This window comes from Nostoc piscinale CENA21 (assembly GCF_001298445.1).
Classification (GTDB): Bacteria; Cyanobacteriota; Cyanobacteriia; order Cyanobacteriales; family Nostocaceae; genus Nostoc_B; species Nostoc_B piscinale_A.
The window spans coordinates 5,219,075-5,231,957 of sequence record NZ_CP012036.1 but is presented as its reverse complement, the minus strand read 5'-3'; the positions used below and the strand labels follow the sequence as shown (position 1 = coordinate 5,231,957).

The window sequence follows — 12,883 nt, the reverse complement described above, 5'->3', positions numbered from 1 at the left end:
ATGTCAACAATAGGATAAGCGATAATTTCTCGGAGTTTGCCCCGTCCATTTTTTAAAAGCACGGTGAAAGGCACTCGGTTCCGAAAAACCTAATAAAAATGCCACATCCTGAATTGGTGTAGCGGGATTTTTTAAATGTCGTAGAGCTAATTCTTTGCGAGTATTATCTAAAAGTTCTTGATAAGATGTACCTTCAGTTTGTAATTCTCGCTGCAACTGACGAATACTGATGGCTAAATTCCGCGCCACAGTTTCTATAGTGGGGAGATTAGCTTTGAGTTGTTGTAAAATCTCTTGTACAACTTTTCTAGTGTAATTATCTTCTTGATTCATCGCATCGAGCATTGTTTGGGCATGTTGTTCAAACATCAAAAGTAAGTTTGAGTTGGCTGATAACACTGCCCAATTCAAGCAATTAGCATCAAAGATAATGCGATTTGTTGGCATAGAAAAGTGTAAGCCTGTTTGAAATATGCGTTCATATTCTGAAGTATCAACAGGACGCGGATATTGAAACCAAACTGTATGCGGGTAAAGTTGCTTTCCTGTCAAAAATTTTGTGGCGGTTAACAGTGAGCTAAACGTACTTTCAACAGCATATTGCGGCTGTTCTAACAAGTAATTTTTTAATTCTTGTACAATGTCGCAGTCACAAAATACTAAACCATCAGCAACCGTAAAATGAATATATGCTCCCTGGCTGAATAGGCGTGTGTAGCGAGAAAACTTTTCTAAAGCTTCCCCAAAGGTTTGACAGTTGACTAGTACATAACCCACAATCCCAAAAGTTGCCAAATTAAAGGCTTTACCCAGATGTAAAGCAAAGTTTTCATCACCAGTGCGCTTGATAACCTCTCGCCATAAAGCACTGTGTAAGCTTCCCGCAATTTGCTGGTCTGGCATTTTCAGCAAAATCGGGTCAATTCCCACATCTTTACACAAGCTATTTGCATCAACTCCGTATTTCGCAGCAGCAAACTGCACAATACCTCGCGTGAGGTAAACAGAAAAAGTTGCTTCCTTCATAGGTAAAGAGTGCTGAATAAGAGAATGTCAGAAATGGCGTGATTGGTCAATTTCTTGGCGGGACTTGTCAATTCAGAATTGAGTAGAAAATTTATTGTTGAAGTGTAGTCAAACCGCACCATACAAAGAGTTCTGCACATGAATACATCAATGTTAACTACACAACAACAGCCAGAAGTAATTGTAAATCCTGTGACTGGCGATCGCATGACTATCTTAGAAACGGGTGAAGCATATAGCAAAATCCGCTTTGATTTACCGCCAAAAGCTAAAGGTAGTCCGCTACACTACCACACCGAAATGAGCGAAACCTTTACCGTTCTCCAGGGTTGTCTAGAAATGGAGTTTGGACACAAGGGAAATCGCCGGACTCTGTATGCAGGAGAAAGTCTGCACGTTCCCGCAGGTGTGCATCACAGTTTCCATAACCCTTCTGATGATTGGGTGGCGTTTACCAGTGAAAATAAACCTGCTGCTGGATTTGAGCAGTTTATCCGCTCAATGTATGGTTTAGCTATTGATGGCAAAGTTAACCACGAAGGAATGCCCACTAATTTACTGTACTTTGCCTTGTTGTTGAAAAAAGCCGATATAGTTCTTGTCGGTATTCCGCGAGTGGTGCAAACACTGTTAGTTAATGTGTTAGTGCGCCTGGGTGATTTGATGAGTGTTGAGCGATCGCTTGTGAAATACTGGAATAAAGATGTTAAATAAAGCGATCTCATCTAGTTATAAGCAAAGGGATGTTTGGCTAAATGTCCCTTAAAACTTACACATCTCTCACTTTATATAGATTCAGCTAATCTGATTTTTTTTCGTTTAAAAGTCTTTTTCAAATGCCTTAGTAAAGTTGGGAGATCAAGCTCAATAAACTCCCAATTAAATTTTTTGATAGATAATACATCACCGACAATAGATTCTTTATCTTCTTTTTGCTCTTTATTCTCTTGCATTGATTCAACAAGAATTTGACCTGAAAGCAATTGCTGTTGAATTAAAGATTGTTGTTGTTGAATCAATTGACTTTCTGTTGTATTACTGCACTTGCCAGCGTTAGCTGACCCTACAAATGGTAGATGTTAGCAACTAAACGCTGTACTTCAATATTATGTTCTGGAAATGTTAGTGTATTTAAAGTTGGATTAGTAGGTAAACGTAAGTAAATACCTAAAGCAATTTTAATATTTTCCAGAGCTTCTTCTTTATTCTTAGGAATGACAGAAAACAGAATACTTTCAGCTTGTTCTTTGAGTTCAGCAGTAGCTTCTATCCCAATATCATGTAAAAATTGAACAAAATATAGTAAATATTGTTCACAAGCAACTTTGACTTCATCAGGAAAATTAAACTTAACTACAACAGCATTGGATTGTGCCTTAAGAGTAAGGTTTGTTATAGTTTTCTCATGAATTTGTTCTAAAACTGATAATATTTCTTCAAGTTCAGTTTGAATAGGAAGACTTGGGTTTTTAATCTTAAAAGATACTGCAAAACCACCTAAAATATGTTCGTCATACCATCTTTCCCATTCATAACCCGTTAAACATTTATAATTGAGAACTGATATGAATTCTTCGCCATGTTCAGGCATACTCCAAAGTTGCTTCCAATTTCCGATTATAAATCCAAATCCAAAGATAAATTTGAAAATATTTTCATCAGTGCGAGTTACGGTAATATCTTCTATAGAAAAACTTTCAAAACCGCTTTCCCAAGAGAAAGGGTAGTCAAATCTGAACTCACTGAATAAATGAAGAAGTTCTTCGGAACACAATGATATAATTTTTTCATATAAATCTACACTATATATCCGAGCTTCAAGTACACCATCATGTTCATAAACACAAGCCTTTTCTTGATCTATAGAAACTCCATCTATAGTCAGTATATGTTTTTTATATGACTCTGAAGTCTCTTGAAGAATATACCCAAACACCCTATTTTCCTTAATGAATAATCACTTTACTGCTGAGTATAACCTGGAAAAAATAATAATTTGTGATAAGAGTCACTCAGCAAGCATTAAAGAAAGCCTGACAAAACCTTTAATAACAGTTAGTGTACTCTAATTTATATAAAAGAAAATTAATGACCGCAGCAAAAAATACATCTGTAGCAGCCTAATGCTTAACAAGTTGTTTTCTGTAACAAATGTTAAGCTGTTTCGCTCTTGGGTGTTTGAGGCATTGACTCAATTAATGCTCGTAGAACTTTGTTAACTGATTCAGGAGTTTGGAAAACTTTTGCTACATCTTCATCCAAAACTACAACTGTTAGGCTTTGTGTTCCACTACGGTTAGCAAAACGGTTTGGTTTTGCTTTCTGGTAATCAAAGTTGTACTCAGCCAAAAGTTCGTCATCAGAATTTTGTGATTCTTCAAAAGGTGTTTCGTTCATAATTTTCACATTCCTTTCGAGTTGCTAAACGGGCGCTAATGATACGAATATTATTGGAACGCTCGGTGAATGAAATCAGCAGTAAACGATTTTGTCTGGAGTGACCAATAATGATTTCTCGCTGCTCATTTATAGAAGAGTGCGTTTGATCATTAAAGATAACAGCTAACGGATTATCAAAAACAGTTTTAGCTTCTTCAAAGCTGACTCCGTGTTTCTTTAAATTCGTAGCAGCTTTAGACTCATCCCACTCGAACTCCATATCCCAATAATATCGAATCTTTAATTAAAACATCACCTAATTAAACTGTCAAAGCTTGCCGCACTTCTATGGGTTCACCTGTCAAGCTAAAAGCACGAATTTCGGTAATTTTAACTTTCACCAATTGCCCTTTTAATTCATTAATATCGCCTGTAAAAAATGTGAGACGATTACCACCTGTGCGTCCCATAACTTGAGTTTTGTCTTTGGGGTTTTGGTCTTCAACTAATACTTCTTCGATGCGACCAAAATAACGCTGCGATCGCTCGGCGGCTTTAATTGCCACTAAATGATTTAATCTTTGTAGGCGATCGCTTTTTACCTCTTCACTCAGTTGATTTGACCACAATGCCGCAGGTGTCCCCGGACGCGGAGAATAGGCGGCTGTATTTAATTGGTCAAAACCAATATCTTCAACCAGTTTCAAAGTATTCTCAAACTGTGCTTCTGTCTCACCGGGGAAGCCAACAATCGCATCTGCACTAATTGACGCATCCGGCATATACTTGCGAATTGTATCAATGATGCGGCGATATTTTTCGTGGGTGTAACCCCGTGACATCGCTTTTAAGACATCGTTATCCCCAGACTGAAACGGAATGTGGAAGTGTTCGCATACCTTGGGTAATTCCGCACAAGCTTGAATTAATCTTTCTGTGAAATAACGGGGGTGACTGGTAGCAAATCTTAAGCGTTCCACTCCCGGCACATCATGGACGTAATAAAGTAAATCTGTAAAGGTGTGCAGATGTCGTCCTTCTGGTGTGACTCCTGGTAAATCTCGACCGTAAGCGTCAATATTTTGACCGAGTAAAGTTACTTCCTTGTAACCTTGTCTGCCTAATTCTTCCATTTCGGCGCGGATGGCTTCGGGGGTGCGGGACTGTTCTACACCACGCACGTTTGGAACTACACAATAAGTACAGCGTTCGTTACAACCATAAATCACATTCACCCAAGCCGTAACTTTACTATCCCGGCGCGGCTGGGTGATGTCTTCCATAATATGGACTGGTTCAGTGGCCACAACTTGATTACCGCCAAACACTGATTCCAGCAAATCTTTTAAGCGGTTGGCGTGTTGTGGCCCCATAACTAAATCTAATTCTGGGACGCGGCGTAGTAGTGCTTCGCCTTCTTGTTGAGCGACGCAACCAGCAACGACTAATGTTAAATCTGGTTGTTCGTGTTTGCGCTTGGCTTGTCTGCCGAGATAAGAGTATACCTTTTGTTCGGCGTTATCTCGAATGGTGCAAGTATTGTAGAGAATTACATCTGCATTATTGGGATCTTCGGAAAACTCAAAGCCCATGTCTTCTAAAATGCCAGCCATGCGCTCTGAGTCGGCTTTATTCATTTGGCAACCGAAGGTAGTAATGTGATAGCGGCGTTTAGAAGTGGTCATGGGAATTGTGCTTAATTAGCGTGATTAAATATGCTTGGTTTCTGTTTCTATTCTATTAAAGTATAGAAAAGACTAACTGATGGAGGAGGCGATCGCTTTATATGGTTCAAGAAGCTGTATCATCAGAAAACCTAGCTCCCGCACCAGACATCAGCCACATCGTTATTGAAGATGATACACCTGTGGATAACTTTCGCTCAGAAAAACAACAGCGTTTGTTAACCGAAGTTTTATACACCTCTTGGAATCATCCCACAGGTTCCGAAAGATTTATTGTAGCTGCTAATGTAGGAGTTTTCTATAGTATTGGTTTACCACCTTTAGTCCCAGATGTCTTCTTGAGCTTGGATGTGACTATGCCAGACGACTGGCGGGAAAAGAAAAATCGTACTTATTTTACCTGGGAGTTTGGGAAAGCCCCTGATGTCGTAATTGAAATTGTTTCTAACCGCGAAGGGAATGAATTAGGTAGTAAGTTGCAGGACTATGCCCGAATGGCTGTAGGTTATTACGCTGTTTTTGACCCACTGCAACTTTTAGGAAATGAGATACTACGCACTTATCAGTTAGCAGTTAGACATTATGTTGAAATGGACACGAGTTGGTTAGCAGAAGTTGGTTTAGGTTTAACTCTCTGGGAAGGTGTGTTTGAGGGTAAACAAGATATTTGGCTGCGTTGGTGTGATATTGACGGAAATGTTTTGCCTACAGGTGCAGAACGCGCTCAAGCTGCTGAACAACGTGCCTTAATTGCCGAAGAACGCGCCCAAACGGCAGAACAAAGGGCTGAACAATTAGCTGCACAATTAAGAGCATTAGGAATAGACCCTGACCAATTACCAAATTAGTCAAACACAGAGTAATTCCATCAGCCTAATATTATATCCGGCGAATCAGAAAAACTCTTTCTCCCCTGCCCCTAACTCCCCACTCTCAATTCCCTATTCCCCCCGCCCCCAACTGTGGCACAATAAAGAACTGTAATAAAAAAAATTATTAAGGTAATTTAGTGACTCCAACTGCTCAATCCACGGCAAGTGCGCGTCGCGTGGTATTTCCATTTACGGCAATTGTGGGCCAGGAAGAAATGAAACTGGCGCTGCTGTTGAACGTGATTGATCCCAAAATCGGTGGTGTCATGATTATGGGCGATCGCGGTACCGGCAAGACAACTACTATCCGGGCGTTAGCGGATTTGTTGCCAGAAATCCCTGTAGTTGCTAATGACCCCTTCAATAGTCACCCCAGCGACCCCGACTTGATGAGCGATGAAGTCCGCCAAACAGTAGCACAAGGTGGAGATGTTCCTGTAGACCATAGAAAGGTGCAAATGGTAGACCTGCCTTTGGGCGCTACAGAAGACCGGGTATGCGGTACTATCGACATCGAGAAAGCTTTGTCTGAGGGTGTGAAAGCTTTTGAACCAGGACTGCTGGCGAAAGCTAACCGTGGTATTCTCTACGTGGATGAGGTCAACTTGCTTGATGACCACCTCGTAGACGTGTTACTCGACTCGGCAGCTAGTGGCTGGAACACCGTAGAACGGGAAGGTATTTCCATCCGTCACCCAGCGCGGTTTGTGCTTGTTGGTTCGGGAAACCCGGAAGAAGGTGAATTACGTCCCCAGCTACTCGACCGTTTTGGAATGCACGCCGAAATTCACACAGTCAAAGAACCAGCATTGCGGGTGCAAATTGTCGAACAACGCTCGGAATTTGACCAAAACCCGCCAGCATTTTTAGAGCAGCATAAAACTGAGCAAGAAGCTCTACAACAAAAAGTAGTCAATGCTCAAAAGCTGTTACCAGAGGTGAAAATTGAGTATGATTTGCGGGTGAAAATTTCTGAAGTTTGTTCAGAGTTAGATGTGGATGGTTTACGGGGTGACATTGTTACCAACCGTGCAGCCAAAGCCATAGCCGCCTTTGAAGGACGCACCGAAGTCACCCTTGATGATATCCGCCGCGTGATTACTTTGTGCTTGCGTCACAGGTTGCGGAAAGATCCTCTAGAATCGATTGATTCTGGCTACAAAGTGGAAAAAGCTTTTGCTCGCGTTTTTGGCGTAGAGTTGCCAGAAGAAGATTCTGCAAAGAAAAACGGCACAGGACAAATTAAAACGGGTGTGCGCTAGTTTTGCCCGAAAATAAAAAGTAGGGGCGTGTAGTACTGCGCCCTGAAATTTATTTGCTTGATTGAGTATGAGATTTTGGCGCTTTTGGTTCAACAGTGTGTTTCTGTCTAGTCAATACGAACCAGCCCGATTTATCGAGTTTGTCATGCTATTGCTGACGTTATTACTGCTCGGTATTTGGGGGTTTACCCAAGAACTACCTTATATGCTCTTATGCTTGAGTTATGCCATTGGAGCAGCTATTTCTATGTTAGTCCGAGAAGCGATCGCACCCTCACCAGAAGCCCAAGTTTCTCGCCTCACTGCCTTATTATTACTGTTAATCAGCCTCTACGGTTTCTTTGATTTTCTCTAAATATTTTACTTTCTTAGAAGATTTTGCCAGATCGTAAATAGCATTAATCGCAACATCAATACATTTTCTGCATCAGCAGTACTCCAAACCTCCCTTGTCTCCTTTATCCTCCTTGTCTCCCCTCCCTTATCCCTGACAGATAGGATACTTTTTCGATTGGAAGTTTTTCATAACAAACTCCAATAGAATTCACATCAGGCGTACAATTTAAACAATGATTTGTAAAGTTGTGTTGAGCAAATTGCTTGACTAAGCTGATAAATTTGGCACAAATATTTAAAAATTTAGCAAAATTCTTGCTTGACAAAAGTATTATTATCTTTACTTCCAGTAATCTTGATTTTTCAAATAGAGTCGGATCTATATACTTCCTACTTACTTATTAATTTATACCAATAATTATGGTGTCAAGAATATCAATAAGACAAATAAACTTAGGCACCACAAGACTTTAAATTATCTCACCTGTAACTTGCTCTAAGTAACAGTCCAGTCAATTGAGGAAAGATTTTATTCATGACTCAGCGTTCTACCAAGAAACCCATTATTCATATTGTGAATACCGAAGTTGACCCTACTCTAACCAGAGTTAGTAATTTTCATCGTCATAGTGTAAACAGTAACAATTCTTACGGTCGTCTTCAGTCACTGTTGCCTTGGAGTTTAAAATTGAAAGTTACTGGTTGGGCGATCGCACTGAGTATATTACCAGTGTTAGGTATCGGTGCAGCCAGCTACCTTGGCAGCCAGTCAATTACACAACAAATTCAGCAAGCAAACTCAGTCAATTCCGCAGATTTAGCTATAGCAGAAACTAGACTCAGGCAGTATCAAACATCTTTATTATGGAAAACTGGGATCATTGCTGTCATATCAGGTGCGATCGCATATTTGCTTTCTCAGCGTCTCACAAGACCAGTTCTATCGGCGGCGGAAATTTCCACAGTCTTAGTCAATAGATTAAGTCGTCGAGAAGAAATAGAAACACAAACTGATATTCCAGAACAAGATGAATTAGTCGCACTCAAAGCCAACATTAACCAGCTACAACTCCAGTTACCCGCCTTACTCTCTAAACAAGAAACGGAAACTGAACGTTCTCAGTTATTAATTAACCTGACTCGCCGAATGCAGGAAGCACTTTCCCAAGAAGACTTGCTCAGAACTACAGTGGAAGAAGTGCGAAAAGCTTTGCGAATCGACCGTGTGGTGATTTTTCACTTTGACTCTAATTGGAATGGCACATTTTTAGAAGAATCAGCCGCACCCGGTTTACCCAAGATATTATGGGCGACTGTTAGCGATCCTTGCTTTCAAGAAAGATACATCGAACAGTACCGCCAAGGAAGAGTCCGCGCCATCAATAACATTTACCAAGCTAACCTGACAGATTGTCACATTGGTTTGTTAGAAAGATTTGGCATTAAAGCCAACTTAGTTGCACCCATCCTCAAAAATCATCAGCTATTTGGCTTGCTCATTGGTCATCAATGTTCTGCACCTCGATTTTGGCAACAGGCTGAAGTCGATTTATTTGCTCAAGTCGCTACCCAACTAGGATATGCCCTTGACCATACCAGACTTATAGAACAAATAGACAAAAGAGCCGACCAAGCCTATTTAGTAATTAATATTACCCGCAAAATTCGGCAATCGCTGAATGAAGAAGATGTACTGAAAACCACCGTTGAAGAAATTCGCAAAGCCCTCAGTACAGACCGAGTAATGGTTTATGGTTTTGATGCCGAGTGGTACGGGACAGTGATTGCGGAAGCTGTAGTTCCAGGTTTCCCGAAAGCGTTACGTGCCAAAATTAAAGACCCTTGCTTTGCCGAAGGTTATGTAGAGCAGTACAGAACAGGTCGAGTCCAGGCAATTAATGATATTTACAAGGCAGGTTTGAGTGCTTGTCACATCAGTCAGTTAGAACCTTTCGCCGTTAAAGCTAATTTAGTTGCACCGATACTCAAAGATGACAAGTTATTCGGTTTATTGATTGCCCATCACTGCGCTGCACCGCGAGAATGGCAACAAACCGAGATTGATTTAGTTACGCAGTTAGCTATGCAGGTGGGATATGCCCTTGACCATGCCAGATTACTCCAACGCATTGATGCTGAAGGGGTACGCACGCAGCTAATGGTAGATATTACCCGCAAAATCCGCCAATCACTCAACGAAGAAGATGTGTTGAAAACTACCGTTGAAGAAATTCGCAAAGCCATGAGTACAGACCGGGTAATGATTTATGGTTTTGACGCTAATTGGTACGGAACAGTGATTGCGGAAGCTGTAGTTCCCGGTTTCCCAAAAGCGTTGCGTGCCAAAATTAAAGACCCTTGTTTTGTGGAAGGCTATGTAGACCAATACAGAGCAGGTCGAGTCAAGGCAATTAATGATATTTACAAAGCCGATTTGAGTGCTTGTCATATCAGCCAGTTAGAGCCTTTTGCAGTGAAAGCCAATTTAGTTGCACCGATACTCAAAGATGACCAATTATTTGGCTTATTAATTGCCCATCAATGTGCTGCGCCACGAGATTGGCAACAGCCAGAAATTGATTTGTTTGCTCAGTTAGCGATGCAGGTTGGATTTGCCCTTGATCATGCAAGGTTGTTAGAGCAAGTAGAGCAAGCATATCAATCGGTAGAATCTGCTTTGCAACAGCAAAATCTGCGTCAAGGCACATTGCAAGCCCAAGTATCTCAGTTATTGCAAGAGCAGCAAACTGTGGTAGATATTCTTTCTTGTCAGGTAATTAGCCAGATGGATGCTGTGACTAATGCAAATCAGCAAACTCAGGCCTTAGCTAGTGGGATGCAAGAAATTTTGCGGTGTGTGCAAGAACTATTTAGTGAAATTTACTGGTTAATGGGTTTAGAAGAACAACAAGCGATCGCATCTCTTCACCCAGCACTCAACCAAATTACCACCAAAAGTCAACAAATAAACATACTACTGCAACAACTGATGCAAACTACTGTCAATCAAGTAGAAATTGCTACATTTGTTAATCAATCTCTGCGGGAATTTGCTACTACTTCACAACAGACATCTGCAAAAACAGCTAACTTAGCTCAGGATTTAACTAAGTTAATTGCGATCACTCAAGAATGGACAGAAAACAATGTATAAGGTGTGAGGTGGAAATTTGTAGCTTTCTACACCCCACACTCTTATACTCTTATACCCAGTCTTAACACCCTGGAAACTACAGGCTAGGAGGTAAAATCACGTTGTCAATGGCATGAATTACACCGTTACTGCCTTGAATATCTGGCTGAATTACTTTGCCATCATTGACTAGTACCCCATTTTCATCAACTTTCACAGCAATGGGATCTCCTTGCAGACTAGTAACTTGACCAGATTTCAAATCAGAAGACAATACCTTGCCTTGCACAACATGGTAAGTCAAGATTTTCACCAACACTTCTTTGTTTTCTGGCTTTAACAAGTCTTTTAAAGCCTCTTGGGGTAATTTAGCAAAGGCAGCATCCGTTGGCGCAAAAATGGTGAAAGGCCCTGCACCTTGTAAAGTATCTATCAATCCAGCCGCTTTTAAAGCTGCTGTCAGGGTTTTAAAAGAATTGCTCGATTCTGCCAGTGCGACAACTGTTTTTTTAGAATCGCTGGTTTCGTTGGTGGAAGATGGCACTGGTGTTTCAGTAGCTGGTACTTCTGTTGCGGGAGGTTGAGCGGGTATTTCTGCTGGTGGTGTGGTAGGAGTTGGTTCAGTCTGACTACCACGGTTATAGGGAGGCTCATTAAAAATGCTGGGGCGAGGATTTAAACCTCTGTTTGGGGTTTTTTGAGCAACTACAGTTCTGGTACGAGCGTTGTTTTTATCTGTGGCGATCGCAGGCTGAACAGGTGTATAACTAACATTTGCCTGTACTCGTTGACTGCGATTGTAAGGAGCTTCGCTAAAAATGCTGGGGCTAGGGTTTAGTACTTCTTTAGCTTGTGATGGTAAAGTAACAAGGAAACTCATCCCTGCTAATCCTGCCATACTTGCTATATTAGTCAATAACTTGCTGTAATTCCCCTTCATAAATTTTGTTTGTTTTGATTTATCACAGTTTACATAAAGACTTATATCACTTTGCTACCCAAAAAATCTAACCTGAAAAGGAAGATTTTTAAGATAAACTTTATCTTTTGTACTATTCATCTGTCAGCAAATAAATATATTAATAGCAGAAGTGGCAAATTTGCAAATCATTCAGGAACGATTATAGATATTTCACTTCTATAATAGGTCGGGGATATGATACAGAATAACTTATCTAATTTAGAAGAATAGCTCACCCTGCAAAATATTGACCAGAAAAATTAAAAATTTCCTCAAAATCTATTAGCCAAAATTACCGCTTATAGCCATATTTCTAGGAGAGATTTTATTTTTACTTGCCAAATTTTCGAGAAGTGAAGATAAAATTAGAGAGTTATTTTCTCCCTCAGTGATCAGAGATATAATATGCTGGAATTATACCAATGGGAACTGTCGCAATACTCAGAAAAAGTGCGGTTAATTCTCGATTACAAAGGTTTAGAGTATCGGAAAATTGAAGTCACACCCGGTATTGGACAAATAGAATTATTTCGGCTGACTGGTCAAAGACAAGTGCCAGTATTAAAGGATGGTAATCGCTATATTGTTGATTCTACAGAAATAGCTAAGTATGTAGACGCAAAATATCCAGAACGCCCACTCATACCACAAAATCCCAAGCAAAAAGCTTTAACCTTATTAATTGAAGAATGGGCAGATGAATCAATCGGGATTAAAGGTAGAAAAGCTCTTTTTGCAGCGATTAGTCAGAATCAAAATTTTCGCAAATCCTTATTACCCACATCAACACCAGATATATTCCGCAATTTAGTTGAAGGCGTACCCAGTGATATTTTGACAGTCTTGGGTTTGGGTGTAGGATATAGCCCAGATGTGGTGAAAGCAGCGATCGCTGATTTAAAACAAGACCTAGAAGCACTAACTTTATTATTGACAGATAGTCCTTATCTCACAGGCGATGAACCAACTTTAGCTGACTTAGCCGTGGCTGGTTTATCAATATTATTGAAGTTCCCCGAAGGCGCTTATCTAGATTTACCCGCCAGTTTAAGAGGTCAAGGAGTGCCAAGCATAGCAAATAACCCCGATTATCAATTATTCTTTGAATGGCGCGATCGCCTTTATGCTCAATTTCGTAAGCCATTAATCGGTGCTTCTCCTGCTGGTTCAGCACCAACTTCGATTCAAATTGATTAATTTTGAGTGCTGAGTGCTGAGTAAAAGAAATA

Annotated in this window: 13 protein-coding genes; 6 read left to right on the top strand and 7 right to left on the bottom strand. The window is 40.5% G+C overall.

The features are described from left to right. Positions 1–3: 3 nt before the first annotated feature. On the bottom strand, positions 4–1,026 hold the full coding sequence (locus ACX27_RS22410; RefSeq protein WP_062295661.1) for an AraC family transcriptional regulator: 1,023 nt from the start codon (positions 1,024–1,026) through the stop codon (positions 4–6). A 138-nt stretch (positions 1,027–1,164) separates the two neighbouring features. Between ACX27_RS22410 and ACX27_RS22405 the strand changes: the two genes are divergently transcribed. Beyond that, the gene (locus tag ACX27_RS22405; protein WP_235526327.1) at positions 1,165–1,740 is read left to right on the top strand and encodes a cupin domain-containing protein; all 576 of its coding nucleotides are present in this window, start codon (positions 1,165–1,167) and stop codon (positions 1,738–1,740) included. A 71-nt stretch (positions 1,741–1,811) separates the two neighbouring features. Here the strand turns inward: ACX27_RS22405 and ACX27_RS22400 are convergent, their stop codons facing one another. From ACX27_RS22400 to miaB, 5 genes are all read right to left on the bottom strand, one after another. After that, on the bottom strand, positions 1,812–2,045 hold the full coding sequence (locus tag ACX27_RS22400; protein WP_062295659.1) for a hypothetical protein: 234 nt from the start codon (positions 2,043–2,045) through the stop codon (positions 1,812–1,814). Between the two features lie 44 nt (positions 2,046–2,089). Next, a complete protein-coding gene (locus ACX27_RS22395; protein WP_062295657.1) occupies positions 2,090–2,962 on the bottom strand; it encodes a hypothetical protein in 873 nt (290 codons plus the stop codon). A gap of 218 nt (positions 2,963–3,180) precedes the next feature. Continuing rightward, positions 3,181–3,423, bottom strand: a complete 243-nt coding sequence (locus tag ACX27_RS22390; protein WP_062295655.1) for a hypothetical protein — start codon at positions 3,421–3,423, stop codon at positions 3,181–3,183. Then, a complete protein-coding gene (locus tag ACX27_RS22385) occupies positions 3,404–3,685 on the bottom strand; it encodes a BrnT family toxin (protein ID WP_062295654.1) in 282 nt (93 codons plus the stop codon). Before ACX27_RS22385 ends, ACX27_RS22390 begins: the two co-directional genes overlap by 20 nt. A 40-nt stretch (positions 3,686–3,725) precedes the next feature. After that, positions 3,726–5,090 carry a tRNA (N6-isopentenyl adenosine(37)-C2)-methylthiotransferase MiaB gene (gene miaB, locus ACX27_RS22380; RefSeq protein WP_062295652.1) on the bottom strand — a complete coding sequence of 455 codons (1,365 nt, stop codon included), beginning with the start codon at positions 5,088–5,090 and terminating at the stop codon, positions 3,726–3,728. Between the two features lie 101 nt (positions 5,091–5,191). Here miaB and ACX27_RS22375 point away from each other — a divergent pair, with 101 nt between their 5' ends. From ACX27_RS22375 to ACX27_RS22360, 4 genes are all read left to right on the top strand, one after another. Continuing rightward, positions 5,192–5,938, top strand: coding sequence for a Uma2 family endonuclease (locus ACX27_RS22375; protein ID WP_062295650.1), 747 nt, complete (start codon positions 5,192–5,194; stop codon positions 5,936–5,938). 161 nt (positions 5,939–6,099) lie between these two features. Further along, on the top strand, positions 6,100–7,224 hold the full coding sequence (gene bchI, locus ACX27_RS22370) for a magnesium chelatase ATPase subunit I (protein WP_062295649.1): 1,125 nt from the start codon (positions 6,100–6,102) through the stop codon (positions 7,222–7,224). A gap of 67 nt (positions 7,225–7,291) precedes the next feature. Then, a complete protein-coding gene (locus tag ACX27_RS22365) occupies positions 7,292–7,579 on the top strand; it encodes a hypothetical protein (RefSeq protein ID WP_062295646.1) in 288 nt (95 codons plus the stop codon). Positions 7,580–8,095: 516 nt separating this feature from the next. Then, positions 8,096–10,714: a GAF domain-containing protein gene (locus ACX27_RS22360; RefSeq protein ID WP_062295644.1), complete on the top strand. Its 2,619-nt coding sequence runs from the start codon at positions 8,096–8,098 to the stop codon at positions 10,712–10,714. 76 nt (positions 10,715–10,790) lie between these two features. On the opposite strand, the gene ACX27_RS22355 is transcribed toward ACX27_RS22360, so the two are convergent. Continuing rightward, complete coding sequence (locus tag ACX27_RS22355; RefSeq protein WP_062295643.1) at positions 10,791–11,633, bottom strand: fasciclin domain-containing protein; 843 nt, start codon at positions 11,631–11,633, stop codon at positions 10,791–10,793. Positions 11,634–12,059: 426 nt separating this feature from the next. Here ACX27_RS22355 and ACX27_RS22350 point away from each other — a divergent pair, with 426 nt between their 5' ends. Beyond that, positions 12,060–12,851: a glutathione S-transferase family protein gene (locus ACX27_RS22350; protein WP_062295641.1), complete on the top strand. Its 792-nt coding sequence runs from the start codon at positions 12,060–12,062 to the stop codon at positions 12,849–12,851. The last annotated feature ends 32 nt before the right edge of the window (positions 12,852–12,883 follow it).

Coding starts and splice junctions, on each gene's coding strand:
- ACX27_RS22410 (WP_062295661.1), bottom strand. CDS start 1,026: ATGAAGGAAGCAACTTTTTCTGTTTACCTCACGCGAGGTATTGTGCAG.
- ACX27_RS22360 (WP_062295644.1), top strand. CDS start 8,096: ATGACTCAGCGTTCTACCAAGAAACCCATTATTCATATTGTGAATACC.
- ACX27_RS22390 (WP_062295655.1), bottom strand. CDS start 3,423: ATGAACGAAACACCTTTTGAAGAATCACAAAATTCTGATGACGAACTT.
- ACX27_RS22405 (WP_235526327.1), top strand. CDS start 1,165: ATGAATACATCAATGTTAACTACACAACAACAGCCAGAAGTAATTGTA.
- ACX27_RS22375 (WP_062295650.1), top strand. CDS start 5,192: ATGGTTCAAGAAGCTGTATCATCAGAAAACCTAGCTCCCGCACCAGAC.
- miaB (WP_062295652.1), bottom strand. CDS start 5,090: ATGACCACTTCTAAACGCCGCTATCACATTACTACCTTCGGTTGCCAA.
- ACX27_RS22365 (WP_062295646.1), top strand. CDS start 7,292: ATGAGATTTTGGCGCTTTTGGTTCAACAGTGTGTTTCTGTCTAGTCAA.
- ACX27_RS22350 (WP_062295641.1), top strand. CDS start 12,060: ATGCTGGAATTATACCAATGGGAACTGTCGCAATACTCAGAAAAAGTG.
- ACX27_RS22385 (WP_062295654.1), bottom strand. CDS start 3,685: ATGGAGTTCGAGTGGGATGAGTCTAAAGCTGCTACGAATTTAAAGAAA.
- ACX27_RS22355 (WP_062295643.1), bottom strand. CDS start 11,633: ATGAAGGGGAATTACAGCAAGTTATTGACTAATATAGCAAGTATGGCA.